Raw genomic sequence first — 25403 nt, 5'->3', positions numbered from 1 at the left:
AGAAATAATCTGAACAAAAGGATAGGTATCATGAGCTCTCTGAGAAGAAAATGGATAAGTGACCCTGCATTCAAAATGTTTAAGAAGGTATTGCCGCCACTATCGGCAACCGAGAAAGAAGCAATGGAAGCAGGGAGCGTATGGTGGGATGGAGAGTTATTCTCAGGAACGCCTAACTTTAAAACACTGCACCAGTACCCTAAGCCGACGCTGTCAGCAGAAGAGCAGTCTTTTATGGACAATGAGCTTGAAACACTGCTAGAGATGTTAGATGACAACAAAATCGTGAAAGAAGACCGCGATCTACCGAAAGAAGTATGGGAATACTTGCGTAAAGAGCGTTTCTTTTCTCTCATTATCTCTAAAAAGTTTGGCGGTAGAGAGTTCTCGCCACTAGCGAACTCTACTATTGTAACTAAAATTGCGACTCGCAGTATTAGTGCTGCCGTATCGGTTATGGTTCCAAACTCACTAGGTCCGGGCGAGCTTCTGTCTCACTACGGGACTCAAGAGCAGAAAGATTATTGGTTGCCACGCTTGGCTGACGGTACTGATATCCCATGTTTCGCATTGACGGGCCCTGAAGCGGGTTCTGACGCTGGCGGTATCCCAGATAAAGGTATCGTGTGTTATGGCGAGCATGAAGGCAAAGAAGTATTAGGTATTCGCCTTAATTGGAATAAGCGTTATATCACGCTTGCACCAGTTGCGACCGTGTTGGGTCTCGCTTTCAAATTGCACGATCCCGACAAACTTATGGGTGACAAAGAAGATATCGGTATCACTTGTGCACTGATTCCAGCAGACCATAAAGGTGTTGAGATCGGTGAGCGTCATGACCCATTGCATTTGGCATTCATGAACGGTCCGACACGTGGTAAAGATGTATTTATCCCAATGGAATGGCTGATTGGTGGTCAAGAGTATGCTGGTCGTGGATGGAGAATGTTGGTTGAATGTCTGTCCGCAGGTCGAGGTATCTCACTTCCAGCACTAGGTACCGCTATTGGACACCTAACAACACGAACAACGGGTGCTTACGCTTATGTTCGTAAACAGTTTGGTATGTCTATCGGTAAGTTTGAGGGTGTAGCAGAAGCTATGGGCCGTATTGGTGGCTTAACCTACCTACTTGAAGCGACTCGAACATTAACGACTACCTCGCTGGATATGGGGGAAAAACCAGGAATCGTTACAGCGATTGCCAAATACCATATGACTGAGATGGCACGTACTATTCTCAATGACTCTATGGATATTCACGCTGGACGTGCCATCCAAGATGGTCCTATGAATTACCTTGCTTCGAGCTATTTGGGTATCCCGGTAGCGATCACAGTAGAAGGTGCAAACATCCTCACTCGTAACTTGATGATCTTTGGTCAGGGCGCAACACGTTGTCATCCATATGTCCTTAAAGAGATGGAAGCAGCAGCCAACCCAGATGAGAAACAGGCTGCTGAGGACTTTGATAAGCTACTGTTCAAACATATCGGTCATGCAACTAAAAACACCTTGGGTGCCTTTACTGCAGCATTAACAGGTTCTGCATTTGTCGGTGCTCATATGAGTGGTCCAACGAAACGCTACTACAAAGACCTAACTCGCCTAAGTAAAGCCTTAGCAGTGAGTGCAGACTTTGCCATGTTGACACTGGGTGGTGATCTGAAACGTAAAGAGATGATCTCAGCACGTTTAGGTGACGGTCTTGCTTACCTGTTCATGGCTTCTGCGGCGCTGAAGAAGTATGAAGATGATGGCCGTCAACAAGCTGACTTGGATTACGTTCATTACTCGGTTCAACATTGTTTCTACCATGCAGCGAAGTCACTGAACGAAGCTTACCGCAACTTCCCAGCACGATGGGCAGGGGTGACTTTGAAAGGTCTATTATTCCCGATTGGTAACCATTTTGAGAAACCATCAGACGATCTAGGGTTGAAACTAGCAAAAAGTATGATGGTACCGGGTGCGCATCGTGATCGCCTGACTCACCTATGTTACATCGGGCCAAAAGAGGACGATAATGTCGGTCTTATGGAAAACGCCTTTATCGCGATGTACAACATTCGTGACCTAGAGAAAAAGCTGTTTGTTGGTGTGAAAGAAGGCAAAGTGGCGAAGAAAGGTCTATTGGAAGATCGATTGAATCAAGCACTTGAAGCTAATGTTCTGACTGAAGAAGAAGTCGCTAGAATTCGTGAAGCGGATGCTCTTCGTTACAAAGCGATTCAAGTTGACCACTTTAGCCATGACATGTCTGAAGTAAGAACGCACTCAGAGTCCAAACCAAAGTTGAATAGTGTTGCCTAACTAGGACAGAAACTATTCTTGTTAATAGCAAAAAGCGCCTTTTTATAGGGCGCTTTTTTTATAGAAATCGAGGATTAGGCGCCGAAAGTGCTCCAACCACTTAGAAAATTCAAGGAAATTGACAGAAATAAGATGCGAACTGGGATTGAAACTCTTATCCTACTAGGGATTTTTTGAGGAACTGAATATGATCATCAAACCAAGAATTCGTGGATTTATTTGTACTACTACTCACCCAGTAGGTTGTGAAGCAAACGTAAAAGAACAAATCGCTTATACCAAAGCTCAAGGACCAATTGCAAACGCGCCAAAGCGTGTACTTGTTGTTGGTTCTTCTAGTGGTTATGGCCTGTCTTCTCGTATCGCTGCGGCATTCGGTGGTGGTGCGGCGACAATCGGCGTATTTTTCGAAAAACCAGGTACAGAACGTAAGCCTGGTACAGCAGGTTTCTATAACTCTGCTGCTTTTGACAAGCTAGCAAAAGAAGAAGGCTTGTACTCGAAGAGCATCAACGGTGATGCTTTCTCTAACGAAGCAAAACAAAAAGTTATTGATTTAATCAAAGAAGATCTTGGTCAAATCGACATGGTGGTTTACTCATTGGCTTCTCCAGTACGTAAGCTTCCAGAAACGGGTGAGCTGATTCGTTCATCGCTAAAACCAATTGGTGAGACTTACACTTCTACAGCAGTAGACACAAACTCAGACACAATCATTGAAGCAAGTGTTGAGCCAGCGACAGAACAAGAGATTGAAGATACTGTTACTGTAATGGGCGGCCAAGATTGGGAGCTATGGATTAACGCGCTATCAGATGCTGGTGTACTTGCAGACGGTTGTAAGACGGTTGCGTATTCATACATTGGTACTGAGCTGACATGGCCTATCTATTGGGAAGGCGCACTAGGTAAAGCAAAAATGGACCTAGATCGTGCCGCTACCGAGCTTAACGATAAGTTGGCTAAAACTGGTGGTAGTGCCAATGTAGCGGTTCTTAAGTCTGTTGTGACTCAAGCAAGTTCGGCGATTCCTGTTATGCCTCTTTATATCGCAATGGTATTTAAGAAGATGCGTGAAGAGGGTATCCACGAAGGTTGTATGGAGCAGATCTTCCGTATGTTCTCTCAGCGTCTTTACAAAGCTGATGGTAGCGCTGCAGAGGTCGATGAAAAGAATCGTCTACGTCTAGATGACTGGGAACTGCGTGATGATATCCAGAAGCACTGTGCAGAACTTTGGCCACAAATCACAACTGAAAATCTGAAAGAGCTAACTGACTACGTTGAGTACAAAGAAGAGTTCTTGAAGCTATTTGGTTTCGGTGTTGACGGTGTGGACTATGATGCAGATGTATCACCACTCGTAGAGTTTGATGTTATCGACCTATAATCGAGACATTAGCTGATAATGAAAAGGGGCGCTTTATGCGCCCCTTTGCTATTTGCGGTATATAGAAATAACAGTTTTAATAGAACCGTTGCCCTAGAGCTTTCGTTATAAAAGACTAGGACAAAATGATAAGTATGGTACCTGCTAGTGTCATTAGTATGTTAGCAATAGCATAGGTGCCCGCATAACCAAGTGCCGGTATAGTTGAACGTGCGTGTTCATTAACAACATCCATAGCCGGTGCGCAAGTTCGTGCACCCACAATCGCACCTATCAACAACGCTCGGTTCATTTTCAGAACGTACGCTCCAACAAGGTAAGCTAAAACAACAGGCACAACGCTAACTAAGAAAGCTATCGCTATGACCTGAGGACCGACTTGAGTTAAGTGCTCAAACATCTTGCCGCCTGCACTCAAGCCAATACCAACCATAAAGAACATCAAGCCAAGATCTTTGACCATGTTCAAGGCTCCCTGAGGAACATAACCAAAAGTAGGGTGGTTGGCTCTTAAGAAACCGAGCGTGATCCCTGCAAGCAAAAGACCTACAGCGTTACCTAGACCAAACGAAACTTGTCCAAAAGTCATGGTAATCAAACCAAACATAATGCCAAGAATAAAGAAGCTACAAAACGCGAGCAGGTCGGCCATTTGACTGTGGATCGAAATGAAACCAATTTTCTCTGCAAGGCCATGTACACGACTCTTTTCACCACTGACTTGAAGAATATCCCCTTTTGCCAGCACGATATTGGCGTCCATTGGCATTTCAATTTGCGCTCGAACGACTCGGTTGAGGAAACAGCCATACTCGGAAAGGTTTAGGCTCGATAAGCTCTTTCCTGCAATGTTATCACTTTTTACTACGATCTCTTCTTCAACGATTCGCAGGTCGAGCAAGTTGCGGTCGAATACTTCTTTACCGTTGCGGAAGCTTGGGTCTAGACGAGCGTGACTATCAGGGAAGCCAACCAAGGCAATCTCATCGCCTTCTTGTAAAATAGCATCGCCATCTGGGTGAGCCAAGATGCCATTACGGCGAATTCGCTCGATATAACAGCCTGTTTGGCGATAAATACCAAGCTCTCTCAAGTTTTTCCCGTCCGTCCAGTCGATTAGCTCTTGTCCGACACGGTAAGCACGAATAATAGGCAGATAGACTTTTCTCTGGCCTGAGCCGCCCAACCCTCGTTCTTGCGCGATTTGCTGTGCAGAGTCGTGCAGGTTTTGCTTTTGCAACTTAGGCAGTAACTTGGCAAGCATGATCATACTGATAAGGCCGATCAGGTAAGCCATTGCATAACCTACAGAAAGATTCTCTATGACCAAAGAGAAGTCCATTCCACGCGGAATCGTCGCAAGCCCTGAATTTAAGGCGTCTTGAGCACCTACTAACACTGGTGTAGCGGTCAAAGCACCGGCCATCACACCCGCGGAAAGACCGTAATCAAGTCCCAAGTAGTGGCTAGCAAAGTAGGTCACTGTCAGTGCGGTGACCAACACAACAAGACTGAGAATTAAATAATGTTTTCCGTCACGGAAAAAGATGCCAAAGAAGTTGGGACCAGCTTCAATACCCACACAGTAGATAAATAGCATAAAGCCGATGGTTAAGGCTTCTGCATTAAAACTGAAACCTAAATGTCCCATGACGAGAGAGGCAATTAAAACACCAATAGAGTTGCCGAGTTGAAGATTACCAAAGCGAATTTTGCCAAAAGCAAGGCCAATCGCTAAAGCGACAAAGATGAGAAGAATCGGGTTTTGATCTAGCAAATTTACTACGTCGATATTCACTGTATGTAGCTGCTCGAAGAGGCTTAAGTTGAGATTAATAAAGTGTGGCGATTGTAGCCGAAATAATCAAAAAGATAAGTGATTTTTTTTATGTTTTACTATTAGATTACGTATTTCTATCCTAATCCAGACAAAGCCTGACAATCGATGACAGTCTTGATGAAAACGGATGCAGCTCGCAAATAAAAAAGCCAGCTTATATCAGCTGGCTATTGAGACTCTTTTTTCAACTATACTATTGATAGTGCAGACGATTATTCGTCAAAAAGGCCAAGATTTTCTTTAGCGTAGGCTTCGAATTCAGTACAGCCGCCAATGTGCTCTTGGTCAATGAAGATTTGAGGTACTGTTTCAACAGGTTTACCTACAGTTTTCTCTAAATCTGCTTTTGAGATACCTTCTGCATGGATATCAACGTAACGGTAGTTAAAATCGTCACGTTTTTCTTTTAGCTTTTCAGCGTGCTCTTTTGCACGAACACAGAATGGACAACCAGGGCGACCAAAAATCACTACGAACATTGACTTTCTCCTTGAAGATTAAACTTTTTCTGAGCATCTAAAGAGACCAAGTCTCAGCTCTTTCATATTGTTGGAAACCACTATGCCTCAAGATGAAAAGGAAATAAAGTGGCAAATCCCACTTGCTCTAATAGGTGAAAACTATCAGAGCATAATTTACTCAGTTAGATGCAAAGTTGAACATAACGGAGTGTGATTTATGGCAAAGTTGTCGATATAAAATAGAGCAAAAACTAAGTAGCTTGGTTTAAATCAAGTTTTTGCAGCAAAGGAAACTGCATGCTTATCGAAGCTTTTCTTTTCTATGTTTGCACTACCAATAAGACTCACACTTAGAGTATTTGTATTGCTAGTTTCATAGGCAATGGTTTGATTAGTGAGTCGAATGGTATACCTAAAGGATATTGGTATGTTTCAGTTCATGACGTCTAGTCGTATTATCTTCGGAGAGGGCGCGCTTCAATCTTCCCTCTCAATCATCAATCAGTTTGGATACAGTGTGTTGCTGGTAACAGGGCAGGAGCGTCAAAGAGCCGACCCTGTGATTCATTATCTTCACAGCCAAAACATGCGTTATCAGCATGTCGCCATTCGTGGCGAGCCTAACATTACCATGGTCGAGGAAACGGCGATCATGGGTAGGCGTTTTAAGCCTGACATGGTGGTTGCTATTGGTGGTGGCAGTGTTTTAGATATGGGTAAGGCACTTGCTGCGATCATTCCCAATCAGGGTGATGTCTACGACTATGTTGAAGTTGTGGGTCGAAATGTGCCATTAAAAACCAAACCTATTCCCATGATCGCAATTCCAACTACAGCCAGTACCGGAGCTGAAGTGACCAAAAATGCGGTACTTAAATCTGGACAAGATAAGGTTAAAGTGAGTTTACGGAATCCGGATATGTTGCCTGATGTGGCGATTGTCGACCCTGTTCTAACCTACGGTACCGATGCTTACACTTCGGGGCGGGGTGCAATGGATGCATTTACTCACTTAATGGAAGCGTACGTTTGTGGTGAACCCAACCCATTGACTGATATGGTTTGTGAAGAAGGTTTGAGACGCCTCAGTTATTCCATTATCTCAGGTTGCAAACAAGATAATCCCAAATCACGTGCGGATCTGTCCTTTGCCGCGATGCTAGGCGGGATGGCGATAACTAATGCCAAATTGGGGGCTGCTCATGGCCTTGCCTCAGCGCTTGGTGGCAAAATTACCGCGCCACATAGCGTGATTACCGCACGACTCGCTCCACATGTTATGACTGAGAACATTAAAGCAGCGAAAAGAGCAGGACGCAGTGACGTGTTGAATCGATACCGTAATATGGCGCAAATTCTTACTGGACGAACCAATGCCAGTATTGAAGACAGCGTGCTTTGGGTGAATATGATACTCGAAAGGCTTGAACTGCCACTACTATCCGAGTTTGGCGTTTGTAATACGTCTTTCGAGCAGGTTGCTGTTGATGCAATGAAGTCAGTAGCTATTAAAGGCAACCCTATACCATTAACTGAAGACAGACTTATTTTTATTCTGAATCAAGTGTGTCAATGTCAGTGCGATGGTCATCCGCAAACCCATGAGGACTCAAACCAAGTAGAGATTCGCAATAATCCAGTCGAGACAGATTAACGAGCAATAAAAAAGAGGCCATTGGCCTCTTTTTTTAACAGATTTTCTATGACTAGTAGTTAGGCATTTTGTTGTAGCGAGAATCTTTTAATGCTTCTTTCACGCGTTTTAGGTTGTCTCTGAAGCCAGAGCCACGACGCAATGTAAAGCCTGTCGCTAAGACATCGATGATGGTCATCTGTACCACACGGCTAGCCATCGGCATGTAAACGTCAGTGTCTTCTGGTACGTCAACAGTAATAGATAGTGAACTGGCCTTATCTAACGGCGAGTCTTTCGCGGTAACGGCAATAACTGTTGCACCGTTCTCCCTAGCAAGGTGAGCAATTTCAACTTGGCTCTTAGTACGACCTGTGTGAGAAATCAGTACGATAACATCGTTGTCTGAACAGTTGATGCAGCTCATACGTTGCATTACTACGTCTTCGTAACAAGAGATAGGAATGTTGAAACGGATAAACTTGTTTTGAGCATCTCGAGCAACCGATGAGGAAGCACCTAAACCAAAGAAAGAGATTCGCTTTGCTTGAGTCAGCAAGTCAACCGCACGATTGATTTGCATCGGGTCTAGGCTGTTCTTAGCAACGTCCAAGCATGCCATTGTCGACTCAAAAATCTTGTGAGTATAGGCATCCGGACCGTCGTCTTCTTCGACGTTACGGTTCACATAAGGTGTACCATTCGCCAAACTTTGTGCGAGGTGCAGTTTAAAGTCTGGGAAACCTTTGGTGTCTAAACGACGGCAGAAGCGGTTAACAGTTGGCTCACTAACATCCGCCATCTTAGCGAGTGTCGCGATACTTGAGTGTATGGCAGTCTGGGGGGATGCCATAATAACTTCAGCAACCTTACGTTCAGATTTGCTGAAGTTCTCTAAATTTTTTTGGACTTTCTCTAGTGTATTCATAGTGTTCACAGGGTAAAGAGAACAACTTGCTGGCGATTCTATTAGTGAAGAGCAAAAGGTAATTTCGCAAATCTCAATCTAACATTGAGTTCTTATAGTACGTTAGAAATACGCCAACTCCATGTCCTCAGTATAAACGAAGCAGCATACGAGCTGTAATAAAAGCTCACATGAAATCTTTAGAATATGACAGGCATCAAACAAAAAAATGGAAGAAAAAAACAATTGAAGAAAAAACAGCCAGAAATCGCCAGTTTCTAGCTCGTTTTTACCGTATTACTCCCACAAAACAGAAAGAAATTTTCATAACTGCGAGAATGAAATTGATTTCACTTTTAGTCTTTTGTACGAAGGATCTCGTGAGAGACTTGATCAAGTCTTGCCATTAAGTTAGGCACCGTTTTAGCAATATCTCTTTGTTCTTCAAGTACTGAACTTAATACATCAGTTGTAGTTAAAGGGTTGGCTAGTACGACTCTAAACACAATAGTGTCGCGCAGTGTCCATTGAGTTGGATTAAGTTGTGTGCGAGATACAAAGGAGAGCCCGGTTTCTCGCTGTTTTTTCTGAATGACTTTGGTCAGTTCATTTAGCAAGTTATGGATCTCGGTTGTCTGCTCGGTTGAAGCACTAGCCAGTGCATTACGGACATATTTTGGAACGTAGCGATAGGTCAGGAGACACAATTCTGGTTCGCTTACGAGCTCGAAATCGTCTTGTTGTTTAATGAGGTCAGCAAAGTAACGAGCTTTCTCTATGCTTTGATTGATCAACAGCTCATAACCTGGACGGCTAATTATATGCATTGCGGCATACACGAGCATTGCCATGCCTGAGCGTGAACCTTCTAGAGTGTGACTGCCCAAGTCTTTCGACCCTTTACGCAAAATATACTGAGCGTGGTGTTCGATGCTCTTCATGGCATCTGGCTGCTTGAACAACACCATACCCGCACCCATAGGGATATAAAGCTGCTTATGCGCATCAATTGTCACTGAATCCGCCAGTTCCACACCATCTAGTAGATAGCGATATTTAGCCGACATCAAAGTAGCGCCGCCCCATGCCGCATCAACGTGAAAGTGACAAGACTCTTGTTGGCAGATTTGAGCGATTTCTCTTAATGGATCAACGTTACCTGTTTCGGTTGTCCCGGCAACGCCAATGACCGCAAAAGGTTTGATCTTGTCTTCTTTGAGCTGAGCAAATTTGGCTTTTAGATCTTCAGGGCAGATTCGGTTAGAACTATCCGTTTTAACTGCGACCAGACCTTGTTGACCAATGCCAAGGACATCGGCAGCTTTTTTTAGAGAATAATGCCCACGTTCAGAGACAAGCACGGCTAGACCTTCATAACCGTAATGCTTCATTGCCTTAAACAATCCTTCTTTTTCCACGCCAAGGAAATCGCCTTGCGCTTTTAAAGCGTTGTTGCGTGCCACCCAAAGTGCGGTGATATTGGCAATGGTGCCTCCCGAGCAAAATGCACCAAGAGAATGGTTAGCACTGTGCATCCATCGACTATAGAAAGGGTCGGACTCACCATAAATCAGTTTATGGAGCATACCTAGAACTTGGCGTTCTAGAGGCGTGAATGCTTTGGAGGTTTCAATCTTTACCAAGTTCTGATTTAGCGCGATCATAATTTTCGACAACGGCATCAAGAAATAAGGCAAGGCCGAGGTCATATGACCAATAAAACTTGGTGAAGAGGTGTGTACCGAGTGCGATACGAGCGTATCAAGAAGGTGTTCAGTATGGTCCGAAACAAACGCTGGTTGTTCTGGAATAACAGCACTAGAAAAGTCCTTTTCAATTTCATGTAAAGGCTTTTCTTCTGCCACTATATGTTCGCGCAAAAACTGGTTTAAGTTCTTGGACAATCCTTCTTCGATTTGGGTCAGAGTTGAATCTGGTCCTTCAGGGATAGTGAAGATTCGAAGAAGGCTTTCGAAGCTGACATCAGCAATTTTCTGCTCAGATACCATACCGTGATCTACTATTATTCCGTTACTGCAAGCGGCACAATCTAAACCAATTAGCGGTGAAAGTCTCGCAAAAATTGGAATGGGAACTTAATTTTCATGGGGTTGCGTGCGAAGCATTGTGTTAATGGTCAAATAAAATGCAAAAAGCTGGCAGTTTGCCAGCTTTTTTAAATGTTGTTACTGCACTATTTACACTCGGTTTTTTCTACCTTTTGGATAGCCGAGTTGTATTTATTAAGTGCAGTGTCGATCTTCTTTGGGTGGCTGAGTAAATCAGCAAACGCGCTACGTAGATCGTAGTTCTGTTCATGAGGTTTAGCTTGACGATCAGCGAAGCTCTTAGCAGCAGCTTTACCTAACATGTCGTTACGCTGTGCTAGCGCTTTTACATCTTGTTGCTCTAGTTGTAGCCAACTTTCGATTGAGCGCTCGGTTGCCACTTTGGTTGGTTCGTTCTTTAAGTAGTAATGAACGGCTTCGCGATTAAGTTCAAAATGGTTTTTACGACCATCTAGAAACCATTGTCCAACGCTTTCAAGTTCTGGATATTGCTGGGTCGTTAATTGAACGAGATCATCATACCATTGGATAGATGCATCGATATAAGCATCGTATTTCTTCTCTAAGCATTGCGTGTCAGCTGAAAATGAGGAAAAAGAAGTTCCGACGAGCATTGCTGCGATAAGCCATTTTTTCATTATATTGTCCTTTGAATTGGGCTAACTAAATTATTAATACGTCTTTATTGTTGTTTTGATAGCGAAGCATATCTGAAAAATCGCTGTTTTCCTGCGATCTAACCAGCAAGTGATACAAAAAATAACATCATCACTGGTACCAATAGACTCAAAATAAAACCACTAACGATGGCGACTGGGACGCATCTTACGCCACCAGTGCTTTGAATGACGGGTAGGGTAAAGTCCATCGCAGTTGCTCCTGCATAACCTATGGCGGTACAGGGTTTTCTGGTGATTAACAATGGGATAAAGACAAGTGCAACCAGCTCTCTTAACAGTTCAATCATAAAAGATGCGCCACCGTAAACTGGTCCAAATGCATCGCCCATTAGAATTCCTGCTAGTGAATACCACCCAAATCCTGACGCCATAGCAAGACCTTTGTAGACAGAGATATCAAGTACCATTGCAGCAATTGCACCACCTATGAGAGAACTCACGACAATAATGAGTGCGATCGCCATGCCTTGCTTATTTACCAGAATCTGTTTTAGCGTGAGTCCGCTGTTTCTTAATTGAATACCGATAAAAAATAGTAGAGCGAGCAGAATCCACTCACTGGCAGTTTCTACCCAGCCTAAACCTATTGGCAACAATAGGCCGGCTACTAAGCCTGAACCTACCACTAATATGAGCTTTAGTGACTCTAACGCCATGGCTGAAAGGGGTAGGTTACTTGTCAGATTTTCGGTCTTTAGTGGCAGAATACGGTCGACCAGGGGTAAAGACAGCAAATTGCAGGCACCGATTGACACAAAGAACACCAATGTCATGGTAACAATGGTCTTGAGGTTGCTTCCGAAGTTATCTAATGCGGCTAGGCTCAGACCCATTAGGAACAAGATGATGTAAATCAGCCATGAGGTCGCTTTATTTAACGTCTCAAGCAATGATTTATTATTAATAGAAAAAAAATAACCGATGACTAGCGGCGTAAAAATATACAGCATCCCTGAAAACATTGACGCGACGATCCTTCGTTATTATTAGCGTATGCGGTATTGTGAGAGGTTTACTTCACAAAAACAAGAGTGAGATAGGAGATTGCTCTCCTACATTCCTGCTGAGCGGATAATTTCTGATGTTTTGGTTTTGAATTCCTGATCAGACATTGTCGTTAACTTATACAGCACTTCTGCACCATCTACGTTTATTTCAACTTCATGTTCTTCTAATGCTTCGTGATCTTGCTTTCGATACAACAACACGTGATTGGCGATTCGTGCGATATCAAGATAAGACACTTCCGGTCGCTCTAGAGACTTAGGTTGATTCGACGCCACTTCGATAAAGTCATTGTCGAAGCCCCAAGTTTTTAATACTTGCTCACTGGTAATAGGGCAGCGCGAGTGGAATATTTGCATCGCGAGGTTGGAGTCAAGGTAGTTGCCTTTCTCTAAATAGAGGTGATACTCGTTGACTAGGCAGAACAGTCCAATGTCTGCTAGGAAGCCAACAAGTAACGCTTTTTCTTGCTCAAGATATTGATAGGTTGTCGGCGCTTGATCTTGGAAAGCTTGGGTGACCATCACCATGGTCGCAGCGAGCTCTCTTGATACTGCTGCACTTTGTACCAAAACATCCTTACATTCCTCAGTCAGATTGACGGAGTGCTTAAGAAGTTCTATTGATTGGGCAGTCACAATATCTCTGACACGAAGGATACCTAAGCGAGAGACCGCGGTATTAAGGTCCTTACAGGTCACATTGCCACGATTAAAGATGACAGAGTTGGCGACTTTGAGCACGATGGCTGCTAGTCCAGGATCTTCTAACAGGCAATTTGCGATGTCCGAAATCCCGGTGGACTCTAAGGAGCACAGTTTTTGAATCTTGAGAACAACTTCGGAAATTGGAGGAAGGGATATTTTTCCGGTATTAATTGATTGTTCTACGAGCTCAGCAAATTCGGTTTCTAAGCTCTCTATAAATAATTGTTGGTTGTCTGGTAGCCAGTAAAAAGATAAGTGGTTCATAAGATTTCGACAGCTGGAGATAGAAGGTCAGTTTACCTGTCAGGCTTTACAATTGACAATAACCTAAATGCCAAAATGTAGTCTTAGGTCAATTGTTTGACGTTTGAAACACCATTCAATTAGAAAATTGTTAATGAAATCGGTTGTATAATAGGAATCATGTGAAGTGACTCGCAAAGCTTTTGCTTTTAAGTCGCACATTTGTGACGTTGAGCCAGACTTATTTTGCATTGTGAACTATTATAATTACACATAAAACAAACAGAGCAGTTACTACTTATCTTGACTGACTCTAAATAATATTTTTTCGCATTTATCCGCTGCTATTTCTGGTGATCGTATTAATCGGGGTAAAAGATTAAGGATCAAAGGAAATGATAGAGCAATCTTTTTACGACTACACAATTCAATTCGGTATCTCTCAAAAGCGCTCCATGTTTGGTGGTACAGGGCTGTTTAAAGACGGTGCTATGTATGCGCTTATCAGTAACGATAGAGTTTTTATTCGTGGTGGCTGTGCTTTAGACGAGACGCTACAAAACCTAAATTGTGAAAAGTTTAGGCATGTTAAAAAGCAATCTACAGCAACCGTTAATTACTATGACATTACGGCGTTGTTTAATGAAAGAGCACCGATGCTAAGTGACTTAGTGCAGCGTTCCATTACTAATTCTGTTGAACAGCAATCGAGCAAAAAGTCTGTAGAAAATAGAAGACTTAGAGACCTACCGAATATGCAGCTCACGCTCGAACGTATGGTGAAGAAGTCTGGCATTGAAGATGTAAAAACATTCTTGGAGTTGGGTGCGCCGCAAGTGTTCAATAAAGTAAAAAGAACCTATGGCAATGATGTGGATGTAAAATTGCTTTGGAAATTTGCAGGTGCGGTTGAGGGAATACACTGGAAGTTGATTCAAGACCCCCGTAAACAGCAACTGTTACAGTACTGCTCAGAAATTGATTAAATAAAAAAGGTCGTGCTTAGCACGACCTTTTTCGATCCGTTCGCTAATAGCCTTAGAATGCAAAGCGAGCAGTAAACATAAGTTGATCACCATAGATATGGTTGATTCGGCCCTCTAAGCCTAGTGAGAATAGTTCAGTTGAGTGGAAGCGACCATATACGCTACCCATCCAACGATCTTTATCACCAACGTTCAGGTAACCTGCTTTACCACCAATCTCAAGCTGTGGACCTAACCATTGGCGCACACCTAGGTTAACTTCCATACCTGTATCTGTTTTGTGATGCTCACCGCTATCGTGAATGTGAGCAAGCATTTCACCAGTAAAGTCCGCCCAGTTATTTACCGGAGCGTGGAAGCCAACACCACCAGAAAAATCGTAATCGCCTTCAAACTTAGAATCAATGCTACCAACGATATGAGCGTTAGGGTGGATTGACTTGCTAATTGCAGCACCGAATGTCATCGGACTTGCACCAATTCGAGCTTCAGCGTAATCATAGTTGAAGTTACTCATTGTAGCTCGTGGTTCTTCTTGGTTTGCAAACGCCTGCTGAGAAGTGATTACCATCAGAGCGGCTAATAGAGTTTTGCGCATAGTGTCTCTAAACCTTTTTGTTGAAATTAATTCCTTGCCCATAAGAAGCACGCGCGTCGCATCAAGCTTATGGCGACAATCATTATCGGAGTATGATAATCCAATTTGTGATTGATTCACCAATAAAAAGTGTCTTTAACGAGGGCAAATTCCCAAAAATTTACATTGTCATACAGATTTCAATCAAAACGTCCGCATTCTGTAAGGAATTAGTAACAGAAAACCTGAGAGTAGCCACGCTATAATTCCCACAACTACAGTCTGTTATAAAGTTATAGTTCACAGAATTAGCACTTGGGATAAAACTCGGTCATTCGCCAAAGCTCATTCGATTATCTGATAGGGCCTTAAAAATCCGTTCTGTGTCTAAGATTCGTCCCCAAGGGGCGAGGTTCTTATCGTGTTCTATCACAAAATCAGTAAGTTGCTGTTTAACTACTTCTCTCAGGTGATCGCCTTTCCATGGTTTACTAATGTAGAAATCAAGACAGGCATGATTGACAGCTTCTATTGTATCTTCGTGGCCTGCTTGTCCTGTTAGTAATACCTTACGACAGTGCTTGAACTCTTCATTTTCACTAAGCTCGATAAGGAAGCTGACGCCTGTTTGTTCCGGCATGATGTGATCGCAGAGAATCAATGCCAGTCTTGTACCATCTTTAGCGTGTTCTTGAATCACTTCTCTTGCTTCATCAACTGATTCAGCACCTTCGACAACAAAATGTTCCTCATAATCATCGAGGTCCTGTAGAACACTGTCCAACACTTCTCGCTCATCATCTACACATAGGATTAGGTATTCGCTCATCGTAATACTCCTTATAATTTGTCATCGTTGTCGACAGGGATGAGTACAGACATATTGGTATAAACACCAACTTCAGAGTCGACTTCTATCCAGCCTTTATGTTGGTTCAAAATTTGTTGGCAAACAGAAAGACCGATACCCAGCCCGAAGTTGCCTTCTTTCTTGGTCGTGAAGTTAAGTTCGAATATCGACTCAAGTTGATCGCGAGGAATGCCAGCACCATTGTCGATAAACTGATACATGTTATATAGCGAACCTTCCCGAGCGACGCAGTCAGTCCGAATTGTCAGCTGCCCTTTTTCAGGGAGTGCGTCTAGCGCATTAGAAATAAGGTTGGTCCAAACTTGCTGCAAGGCAATGGGTTTGCAAAGTACCGGTTGGAGCTTTCCATACTCTTTAATGAGAGAGTGCCGTTTTAGTCGGTTCTCAAAAATGACTAACGTATCTTCGATGCCTTCATGTAAGTCGACACATTCGTAAGATTCATTATCTGGTCTCGCATAGCCTTTTAGGCTCTTGACCATGTCGGCAATTCGTTGGGCACACACTTGAATAGAACGCAGAGTGGCCCCGGTTACTTGAAAGTTCTCAAGTTTATCTAGCTCACTCGTTAGCTTATCTGGTGACAGCGTTGCTTGCGCTAAAAGCTGTTCATTACCTTGTAAGTTGAGATTGACCAGTCGTTTGGCTAGTCGGCGCTCTTTGAGCGTCTCTTGAAGCTTTTTAGTTCTTGCTCTTATTTCCGAGGTGGAGAGTGGTGTGGATTGTCTAGCTTGCTCAAGGACATTCAATCCGAGTTCAAAAATGGATGGGTCATGGTTTTGCTTAAGTATAGAATCAATTTTCTCTGAAACGGTCTCTGCACCTCTCAAAATCGCAGAAACTGGGTTGTTTAGCTCATGGGCAACACCTGCGACAAGCTGCCCTAACATTGCCATTTTTTCTTGTTCTATGAGCTGTTGATGGGCCGATTCCAATGATTCCAATGTCTTTTGCAACTCGAGTTTAGTATCAATACTACGTTGTAAGCGACGGTTAAAGTGTCTCAGCAACAAGTTAGTGAAGAGTGGCAGTAAGTCGGTATTAGAATGCATTACTTGAGTGAATACCTTTCTATCTAACTTAATAACTTGCGTTGCGGTCAATGTCATAGCGGTTGAGAACGAGCATTCGCCAGTTACAAAAGACATACCGCCGACAATACCGCCTCGACTGTGTTGTACTACTTCACGCTGTTGACCTAACTCATCTTTTTTATACAGTGTCACCTGACCTTCGACGATAAACCACAGAAATTCATTAGGCTGGCCTTCAACGGTTAACAGGTGTTCGGGCGAATACTCTCTTACCGCACGAGTTTCGTCTTTTTCGGCAAAAAATCCCAACAGAGATTCAATGACTTGGGCGGCGAGTTCTTTGTCTGATAGTTCATGGAAATCGTGAATAAAACTGGCCCGATAGGAGTGCATTTTTTGGTCGATGTGGGCGCGGAGAATCTTCTGTTGATCGAGTACCTTGCCATAATGAAGTAGGTTGTCTTTCTCGTGAGTGATAACGAATTGAGTGAGCTCTTTGACGACCGTTTTGTGTAACTCTTTTTGTTCTAAGGGTAGAGTAAGGCAGTGGTCTAGTCGTCCTTCGTTGACTGCATTTAAAATCGCTTGAACGTCTTGGAAGTTAGTTCGGCTCACCAGTATCTTTCGCGCTGATTGAGCATGAAGAGTTTGTTCTAGCTGAATAAGAAACTCTCCACCATCGAAAAGACGACTATGTCTGGCAATTACCATCGCCAGCTGTTGCCCTTGAGCACCGATATATTGCAACAGTTCGTGTCCTTCACTGATGGACGTCACCAGATGAATATCAAAGTGTGACTGATAGAGAGACAGCTCAGTATCCAGAGTGTCCAAATTAATCAGATCATTGTCTAAACAGAGTACGGCGTATTGATTTCGCTTTGTCATGAACCTGCGCTATTCGATTCTCTCAACAGTAATTTTAATATATCAATAAAAAGCATGGGGTTATGAGAACTAGGTATGAGATTGGAGATCCTAGCGACTTGAGTTAGACTGAATGAAATATACTTCACAAAATGTCTTAAATACTCTATGAATCAATTGAAAAAATATGGCGCAATCGGCGGTGCAGTAGCGCTTGTTTTATGTTGGCCACTGGCTGTTGGACATATCGGGCAACAAGTTGTTGAGGATGGTGTAGAGCAACTAAACAACGAAGGTGTTACAGCAGAGATTGTAACCTACGATCGCGGTTACCTTTCTTCTAACGTAGAAACACGCTACCAAGTTAACGATCCTGTTCTGAAAGAACAGTTAGAAGTGGATGGCTTGCCCACAGAAATTGTGGTTCAGAGTGAAATTAGTCACGGTTTATTCAGCTTAACAGCGAACTCGCATATCCAGAATTATCCTGATTTCCCTCTCGCGTTAAAAACAGTGACGCAGCTGAATGGTAATACTGAATTTGAATTGTCACTCGATAGTTGGAGTTATCAAGGAGATGATGCACAGAAAGTTAGCATGTCTATTTCTCCGTCAGTGGCAACAGGTACTGCAACCGTTCTAGGTCAGTTGACGTTCAATGCTAATATCCCTTCGATTCAATTGGATTTTGAAAACGGTGAACAACTGACATTAACAGACTTGTCTGCAAATGGTGTTGGGAAAAAAGAGCAAGGTTTTTGGCTTGGTGATCAGAGTGTGACGTTAAAAAACTTCACCATTCTCGATGAAATGCATACTAGCATTTTGAATATTGATGATCTTGGCTACACCTTCAAATCGTCTTTTGATTCTGAAGCGGATCGCATTGATACCCAACACATATTCAGTATGAGCAATATGACCTATCCGGATGGTGGTCAACTGAGCGACCTCAAGGTCGACTTTGCGCTAACCTCGCTAGATAGAAAATCATTCGAAGGACTGGTCGACTTGTATCAAACTAATCCAACTATCGCGCAAGCAGATATTACTACTTTAGCCCCGTTGATTGAGACGTTGTTTGCGCGTGGCTTTAACGTTGCGATGAACGACATGCACTTCAAGGTAGCGGACGATGAGTTCAAATCTAACTGGCTACTAAAAGTGCCTGAAGGGACTGAAAATGTATCACGTGATCCAAGTGTGGTGATGCCAGCGCTGACTGGTAACATGAATGCGTATATGTCAGAAGGCATGGTGAATGTTAACCCGATGCTTGCTCAAGGTATTGATGAATTGGTAGTGATGGAGATGGTGACGCAACAAGATGCAGGCTATCAAATGAAGGCTGATATTGAAGACGGTCAACTGGTATTTGCCAATGGCCAGAAAATTCCACTAGTTGCACTTTTCTTGCCGCTCTTGATGGGGCAATCAATGGGGCAATAATCGCTAAGTGAGTACAAATTACACTCGTGATTAGAAAAGAGGTCTGATGGCCTCTTTTCTTGCTTTTTATCTCCGTAAAAACGTGATATTACTGGCACTTCTTTATGTATTTAGTCAGGAGTATAAAGGTCATGGAGCCGATTTCACATAACGTATTCAATTTCAGTGCTGGTCCTGCTGGGTTACCTCGAGCGGTACTACAAAAGGCACAATCTGAGTTGCTTGATTGGAATGATTTGGGTACGTCGGTGATGGAAATCAGCCATAGAAGTAAACCTTTCATCAAGGTTGCGGATGAGGCTGAACAAGATTTAAGAGACCTGCTAAATATTCCTTCCAACTATAAAGTACTTTTCTGCCAAGGTGGAGCGAGAGCACAATTCTCTGCTGTACCACTTAATTTATTGGGTTCAAAGACCAAAGCAACTTACATTGACGCAGGTTACTGGGCCGAAAGTGCGATTGATGAAGCTGAAAAATACTGTACACCTGTCGTGCATAAAGCGAAGACAGAAATAGATGGAAAAATTGCGGTTCAACCTGTGAGTGAATGGGTCATTGATGCCGACTCGGCATACGTTCACTTCTGTCCAAATGAAACCATCGACGGTATTGAAATCAATGAACTACCGCAGACTGAGCTACCAATTGTAGCGGATATGTCTTCGACGATTCTTTCACGTCAAATCGATGTGTCACAGTACGGCGTTATTTATGCGGGCGCGCAAAAGAACATTGGACCTGCCGGTATCTGTATTGCGATTGTACGCGATGATTTGCTTGACCTAGCCAACGATGTCCTACCGACATTTTTAAATTACAAAGTGCTCGCTGAAAAAGACTCTATGTACAACACGCCGCCAACTTTTGCGTGGTATTTGTCTGGTTTAGTGTTTAAGTGGCTGAAAGAGCAGGGCGGTGTTGCTGCAATTGAGAAGATTAACCGAGACAAAGCGGCGATTCTTTACAATCACATTGATGCTTCTGACTTCTACCACAACAATGTACACGAGAACAACCGTTCGCTAATGAACGTGCCGTTCCAGCTATCAAAACCTGAACTAGATGCTAAATTCTTGGAACTGGCAGATGAACGTGGTTTGCGCGCACTGAAAGGCCACCGCGCCGTAGGTGGTATGCGCGCATCAATCTACAATGCGATGCCGATCGAAGGTGTACAAGCGTTAGTGGATTTCATGAAAGAGTTTGAAGAGCAGTTCGCTTAAACGGTACTGACTATTTCTAATAAAGCCGAGCAGTTAAGCTCGGCTTTTCTTTTGGGTAAATGGCAATTTTCTCTCTTATTAATATTATCTATTGTGTCCATAAATAACCCAATAAATAGGACTCAGTAATTATGCACTGATTCACAGCTTCATCGCTGACAACTCGTTTATGCTTGCTATGTGTGCATCACTGGATCGGTTTATGGACATTATCTTATTAGCAAGTTTAATTGGGCTGAATGGTTTATTTGCCATGTCAGAAATCGCTTTAGTGGCAGCGAAAAGTGGTCGACTGCGAAAAATGGCAGAACGACAGAAATCTGCGCAACTTGCGTTAAAGCTTAAAAATAACCCCACATTATTCCTCTCTACTATTCAAATCGGTATTACTGCAATCGGTATTCTCAGCGGGATATTTGGTGAGGCAGTTTTATCTGCGCCGTTGTCAGTCTGGTTGCACTCAAAAGGCATAGACCCTGAACTTGCGAATATTTTGGCTACAGCGAGCGTAGTTATATCGATTACTTATTTCGCGATCGTCGTAGGAGAGTTAGTTCCAAAGCGGCTTGCGCAAAACAACGCAGAGCGAATTGCTATTCTCGTTGCCTATCCAATACATTGGCTATCATTATTAACCAGCCCTTTTGTTAAGCTTTTATCGGTATCCACTGATGCGGTGCTTCGTCTCCTTGGTCAAAAGGAGGGACAAAGCGATTGCGTGACCGAAGAAGACATCATTTCTTTAGTGCGAGAAGGTTCAGAAACAGGCGCTATAGAACAGCAAGAATTGGTGATGATCCGCAATTTATTGCATCTAAATGATAGAGCGGTAACGTCACTTATGACGCCGCGTAGCGACATACATCATCTTGATATAGATAAACCAATTGAACAAGCACTCAAAGAGCTTAGGCAAACCAAGCACTCTGTATGGCCCGTGTGTCGTGGCGGTCTTGATAACATCATTGGTACGGTATCTTCAAAGAATCTATTGGATGAGTATGAAGTGCTTTCGGCGGGTAAACTCGCTAAAATGTTGCGTAAGCCAAGATTTGTTCCTGAATCAATGAAAGGATTAGCTCTTCTCAACCACATGCAGCAAACCAGCTCTGAGATGGCGTTTTTAGTTGATGAGTATGGTGACGTCCAAGGGTTAGTTACTCATTATGACTTGCTTAAGTCTATTGCTGGGGAGTTGGGGATGGCTCCGCAACAAGTTTGGGCTAAGTTGCTTGCTGATGGAAGTTGGATTATTGATGGATTAATTCCAATCAACGAGCTGAAACATAAGCTGGATATTCAAGAACTAGAGGGAGAGTTTGATGAGGGCTTCCAAACCTTGAACGGTTTTTTGTCCTGGCAGGTTGGGAGTGTGGCAAAAGCCGGGACACACATTTGCTATCAACAATGGGACTTTGAAGTACTGAAGGTTAAGAATAATCGCATCACCCAAGTAAGAGCACACAGAGTGTGTGGAACTCAAGATTCAGAGAAACAGGATAAATAGAAAACTATTGCCATTAAAATTAAGTGGATGAAAAAGCCCGCTTCAATATGTTAGTGACAAAGGGAAGCGGGCTTTTCGTATGGTGAATATGAATATTAGCCGTTAAAGCGTTTGATGCAGTTCGTAGTATCGACCTTTCTCGTCAAGAAGCGCTTGGTGCTGGCCGTACTCCAAAACTTCACCGTCTTCGAGTAAGCAGATGGCATCAAATGTTTCTAAATGCACTAAGCGGTGAGTGATGAAAATAACCGTTTTACTGTTAAAGTGTTGGTCAAACAACTGCATGATTTGTTGCTCAGTCTTTTTGTCTAAGCCTTCAGTAGGCTCATCAAGTAGTAAGATCGGCGCATCATGTAGCAGTGCTCGTGCGATACCAATACGGCGCTTTTCGCCACCGGAAAGTTGACGTCCGCCATCACCCAACCATGCGTCCAAGCCATTGTCTTCAGCCAAATGTGCCAAGTCTACTTTATCTAGAGCAGCGATAAGCTCCTCATCAGAAGCTGACGGTTTCGCCATAAACAAGTTATCACGTAGTGTGCCATTCAAGATGTCGACTTTCTGGCTAACAATGCTAGTTGCTTCACGAAGTTGACGTTCACTCCAGTTTTGAATCTGAGCACCGGCAAGGGTAATCTTCCCTTGGTCGGCATCCCAGTAACGTGAAATGAGCTGCAACAGCGTTGACTTACCTGAACCAGTTTGACCAACAATAGCCAAACGATGTCCACCCTTCACAGAAAGTGACACATCGCGAAGTGCTTTTTCTTTAGCGTCTGGGTAGCTAAAGCAAACGTGATCGATATCGATGGAGTACTCGTTCGAATGCGTCACAGGATCGTCAGGGAAGGTGACTTCCGGCGTTGCTAGAATCACCTCATTTAGTCTTTTGGCGGAGGTCAGCGTTTGACCTAGATACTGGAATGCACCTGCAATAGGCATAAGCATTTCAAAGCTTGCCATGGTCGCAAAGGCCATTAACGCGATTAGTGGATCAGGTTGATTTCCACCCACGCCATCCGCTGCTAGCCACAGCATTAGTATGAGCAGCCAACCATTAGCGAGAATCAGCAGACCCTGAGCCATACCAGATACTTTTGCATGAACCAACTGATTGGTAATCAACTTGTCTTGCGCAGTCACAATAGCTTTTCGGTAGCGAGATTCAGCGCCAAAAAGCGTCAGTTCACTATAACCTTGCAACCAATCTAAGGTACGAATGCGAAGCTCAGCTTTATTTAGTGTTAACGCTTCCCCATTCTTGCTTCCCAAGCGGTAGAAAACGATTGGCCACGTGATAAGCAGCAGCATTAGAATTGCGCCAAGCGTGAGGCCTAGCGTCATGTCAAACCAACAAAGAACAGCGGTCAGACATAAGATACCAAATACACCGACGATAATTGGGCTAACAAGACGCAAATAGACGTGGTCCATGGCATCAACATCTGCCACAAGACGGTTGAGCATATCCGCATCGCGAATGTTGACGGCTTTACCGGGAATAAGCGGCGCTAACTTGGTGAAAAAGAAGATTCGAAGATCGGTGAGTAGTTTGAAGGTAGCGTTGTGGCTGACTACACGTTCACCCCAACGTCCAGCGGTGCGCGCCATTGCCGCGCCACGTACACCGGCACCTGGCAACATATAGTTAAAAGTTTCGCGAGCAATGGTTAAGCCTGCGACCGCAGCAGCAGAAATAAACCAGCCTGATAGAGTGAGTAGGCCAATGGACGCAAAAAGTGTTGCAAAGGAGAGAAGCATACCCAAAGACAGGCCAAACCAATGCTTTTTATACAGTTTTAAGTAAGGGAGTAAATCACGCATCTAAATTCCCCTTATCTTGAGCAACGGATGATTGATGGGCAGACAACATGGTGCTGAATAAGCCATCTGAGTCTGAAAGCGAATCATAACTGCCTTGTTGTTCCAGACGGCCTTGATTCATCACTAATATGGTATCTACGTTCTTTAGTTGAGAGAGCTGGTGGGTGACCATCAATGTCGTTTTACCTGCGGTACTGGTGTGTATACCTTGAGTAACAAGACGTTCACTTTTGGCGTCCAGACTTGCAGTCGGTTCATCTAATAACCAGAAGTTACCGTTTTGTACCATTGCTCTTGCTAACGCGATACGCTGAGCTTGACCGACCGAAAGACCTCCGGAACGATCGGTAACTTGATAATCCAAACCATGTTTTTCGACAAACTCAGCCGAGAACGACGCCAAAAGAGCATTGTTGACTTGCTCTTGGTTAACATCATTATTACCTAGGGTGATGTTGTCGCGAATCGTTCCGTGAAGTAGCAGTGGGTTTTGGCCAACCCAGCTGATGTTTTTACGCCAGTCGGTTTGGTCGAGGTCTTTAAGTTCAATACCTGCCACTTTTAATGAACCTTGATAAGGCATAAATCCTAAAATGGCGTTGACCAAACTGGTTTTGCCTGCGCCGCTCGGGCCGACTAACGCAGCGGCTTCGTTGGCGTTTATTTTGAAGCTAATTGGACCGACAAGGCGAGTCCCCTCAGGGCTGAAAACTTCTAGATCTATTGCTTCGATAGAGATGCTTTGAGGGTGAGAAATGTTCTGACTGCCCTGTGGTAATGCGGTAACTTCTGTATCCAAGAACTCGACAATACTTTCTGCTGCACCGACGGCTTGTGCTTTAGCATGGTAGAAAGTACCTAAGTCGCGCAGTGGCTGATAAAACTCAGGCGCTAAAATCAAAATGAATAAGCCAGCGAACAAGGTAACGCCGACACCATAATGACCAAAGTTAAGCTCACCAATATAGCTGAAGCCAAAATAGACAGCAGTGATGGCGATGGAGATTGATGTAAAGAACTCCAAAACCGCAGACGAAAGGAAGGCAAGTCGTAATACATCCATTGTGCGTTTACGAAATACTTCAGACGCACCACGTAGTACCTCTGTCTCAGTTTCTGTGCGATTGAAGAGACGAATTGTTGTCATGGATTGCAATCGGTCATAAAAGTGACCAGAAAGACGTTGTAAAGCCTTAAAGTTTTTACGGTTAGCGTCGGCAGCCTTCATTCCGACGAATGCCATAAACAGAGGAACAAGTGGTGCGGTGACAAGGAAAATTAGACCGGCAGCCCAGTTGATAGGAAATACAACGATAAGGATGATAATAGGGACAGCAACTGCGAGGGACATTTGCGGCAAGTACTTAGCGAAGAAATCTTGCATTTCTTCCACCTGTTCAAGAACTAGTGTTGCCCATGTGCCAGCAGGTTTGCCTTTTATATAAGTTGGTCCTAATTCGCGTAACTTATCAAGGATGAGCTGCCTCATGTAACAACGTATCTGCTCGCCACATTTGAATCCAGCGATTTCGCGCCCCCAAGCACATCCAGCACGCCCAGCAACGGCTACTAGTAACCCTAAGAAGTGCGGAATGAGTTCATATTTGTCGACATGCTCAATAATGAGTTGGTGCAATATTGTGGCGATAAGCGCAGCTTGCGCTAGCAAAAACAGGCTTGAAAGAACGCCAAGGCCAATCGCAATAGCGAGCCAGCGTTTAGCAAGCTTACTTTGCGTCTTGAGCCAATTATTCAAGCTCCGTTGTTTTTTCTTATCCATGTAGAAGGCTTAATGAGTATTATTATTAGAAGAA

General features: G+C 43.6%; 19 protein-coding genes. 7 read left to right on the top strand and 12 right to left on the bottom strand.

All coding sequences use genetic code 11. The annotated features are described in order from the left end of the window. Positions 1-30: 30 nt before the first annotated feature. Entirely contained in the window at positions 31-2313 is a 2283-nt protein-coding gene (locus MMA19_RS08645; RefSeq protein ID WP_240205989.1) for an acyl-CoA dehydrogenase, read from the top strand. Positions 2314-2500: 187 nt separating this feature from the next. Further along, the gene (gene fabV, locus MMA19_RS08640; protein WP_006074739.1) at positions 2501-3703 is read left to right on the top strand and encodes an enoyl-ACP reductase FabV; all 1203 of its coding nucleotides are present in this window, start codon (positions 2501-2503) and stop codon (positions 3701-3703) included. A gap of 115 nt (positions 3704-3818) precedes the next feature. Here the strand turns inward: fabV and MMA19_RS08635 are convergent, their stop codons facing one another. Further along, entirely contained in the window at positions 3819-5501 is a 1683-nt protein-coding gene (locus tag MMA19_RS08635; protein ID WP_088877499.1) for an aspartate:alanine antiporter, read from the bottom strand. A gap of 254 nt (positions 5502-5755) precedes the next feature. Continuing rightward, positions 5756-6022, bottom strand: a complete 267-nt coding sequence (locus MMA19_RS08630; protein ID WP_006074737.1) for a GrxA family glutaredoxin — start codon at positions 6020-6022, stop codon at positions 5756-5758. Positions 6023-6431: 409 nt separating this feature from the next. Between MMA19_RS08630 and MMA19_RS08625 the strand changes: the two genes are divergently transcribed. Then, entirely contained in the window at positions 6432-7658 is a 1227-nt protein-coding gene (locus MMA19_RS08625) for an iron-containing alcohol dehydrogenase (protein ID WP_240205988.1), read from the top strand. Positions 7659-7710: 52 nt separating this feature from the next. Here MMA19_RS08625 and MMA19_RS08620 read toward each other — a convergent pair whose 3' ends face one another. The 5 genes from MMA19_RS08620 to MMA19_RS08600 all read right to left on the bottom strand — a co-directional run bounded on the left by MMA19_RS08620 (position 7711) and on the right by MMA19_RS08600 (position 13269). Further along, positions 7711-8565, bottom strand: a complete 855-nt coding sequence (locus MMA19_RS08620) for a MurR/RpiR family transcriptional regulator (RefSeq protein WP_006074735.1) — start codon at positions 8563-8565, stop codon at positions 7711-7713. A gap of 335 nt (positions 8566-8900) precedes the next feature. Then, positions 8901-10553, bottom strand: coding sequence for a pyridoxal-dependent aspartate 1-decarboxylase PanP (panP, locus tag MMA19_RS08615; protein ID WP_006074734.1), 1653 nt, complete (start codon positions 10551-10553; stop codon positions 8901-8903). 185 nt (positions 10554-10738) lie between these two features. Next, positions 10739-11251 (bottom strand): hypothetical protein, encoded by a 513-nt coding sequence (locus tag MMA19_RS08610; RefSeq protein WP_006074733.1) that lies wholly within the window; start codon positions 11249-11251, stop codon positions 10739-10741. Positions 11252-11349: 98 nt separating this feature from the next. Beyond that, positions 11350-12255 (bottom strand): lysine exporter LysO family protein, encoded by a 906-nt coding sequence (locus tag MMA19_RS08605; RefSeq protein ID WP_006074732.1) that lies wholly within the window; start codon positions 12253-12255, stop codon positions 11350-11352. A 90-nt stretch (positions 12256-12345) separates the two neighbouring features. Next, positions 12346-13269, bottom strand: a complete 924-nt coding sequence (locus tag MMA19_RS08600; protein WP_006074731.1) for an HDOD domain-containing protein — start codon at positions 13267-13269, stop codon at positions 12346-12348. A gap of 374 nt (positions 13270-13643) precedes the next feature. Here MMA19_RS08600 and MMA19_RS08595 point away from each other — a divergent pair, with 374 nt between their 5' ends. Next, positions 13644-14234: a TfoX/Sxy family DNA transformation protein gene (locus MMA19_RS08595; RefSeq protein ID WP_006074730.1), complete on the top strand. Its 591-nt coding sequence runs from the start codon at positions 13644-13646 to the stop codon at positions 14232-14234. A gap of 52 nt (positions 14235-14286) precedes the next feature. Here the strand turns inward: MMA19_RS08595 and MMA19_RS08590 are convergent, their stop codons facing one another. The 3 genes from MMA19_RS08590 to MMA19_RS08580 all read right to left on the bottom strand — a co-directional run bounded on the left by MMA19_RS08590 (position 14287) and on the right by MMA19_RS08580 (position 17604). Next, entirely contained in the window at positions 14287-14832 is a 546-nt protein-coding gene (locus tag MMA19_RS08590) for a hypothetical protein (RefSeq protein WP_006074729.1), read from the bottom strand. A gap of 310 nt (positions 14833-15142) precedes the next feature. After that, entirely contained in the window at positions 15143-15640 is a 498-nt protein-coding gene (locus MMA19_RS08585) for a response regulator (protein WP_062459398.1), read from the bottom strand. An 11-nt stretch (positions 15641-15651) separates the two neighbouring features. Then, the gene (locus MMA19_RS08580) at positions 15652-17604 is read right to left on the bottom strand and encodes an ATP-binding protein (RefSeq protein ID WP_240205987.1); all 1953 of its coding nucleotides are present in this window, start codon (positions 17602-17604) and stop codon (positions 15652-15654) included. Between the two features lie 147 nt (positions 17605-17751). Between MMA19_RS08580 and MMA19_RS08575 the strand changes: the two genes are divergently transcribed. The 3 genes from MMA19_RS08575 to MMA19_RS08565 all read left to right on the top strand — a co-directional run bounded on the left by MMA19_RS08575 (position 17752) and on the right by MMA19_RS08565 (position 21765). Then, positions 17752-19032: a DUF945 family protein gene (locus tag MMA19_RS08575; RefSeq protein ID WP_240205986.1), complete on the top strand. Its 1281-nt coding sequence runs from the start codon at positions 17752-17754 to the stop codon at positions 19030-19032. 131 nt (positions 19033-19163) lie between these two features. After that, a complete protein-coding gene (gene serC / locus MMA19_RS08570; RefSeq protein ID WP_006074725.1) occupies positions 19164-20258 on the top strand; it encodes a 3-phosphoserine/phosphohydroxythreonine transaminase in 1095 nt (364 codons plus the stop codon). Between the two features lie 169 nt (positions 20259-20427). Then, positions 20428-21765 carry a hemolysin family protein gene (locus tag MMA19_RS08565; RefSeq protein ID WP_152559707.1) on the top strand — a complete coding sequence of 446 codons (1338 nt, stop codon included), beginning with the start codon at positions 20428-20430 and terminating at the stop codon, positions 21763-21765. A 102-nt stretch (positions 21766-21867) separates the two neighbouring features. Here the strand turns inward: MMA19_RS08565 and cydC are convergent, their stop codons facing one another. Continuing rightward, positions 21868-23589, bottom strand: coding sequence for a cysteine/glutathione ABC transporter ATP-binding protein/permease CydC (cydC, locus tag MMA19_RS08560; RefSeq protein ID WP_240205985.1), 1722 nt, complete (start codon positions 23587-23589; stop codon positions 21868-21870). Beyond that, a complete protein-coding gene (gene cydD, locus MMA19_RS08555; protein WP_240205984.1) occupies positions 23582-25369 on the bottom strand; it encodes a cysteine/glutathione ABC transporter permease/ATP-binding protein CydD in 1788 nt (595 codons plus the stop codon). Before cydD ends, cydC begins: the two co-directional genes overlap by 8 nt. Positions 25370-25403: the final 34 nt, after the last annotated feature.

Source organism: Vibrio sp. CyArs1, from assembly GCF_022432925.1.
Lineage (GTDB): Bacteria > Pseudomonadota > Gammaproteobacteria > Enterobacterales > Vibrionaceae > Vibrio > Vibrio mediterranei.
Note: the sequence above shows the minus strand (reverse complement) of the source record. Positions and strands in the feature narration are given on the sequence as shown.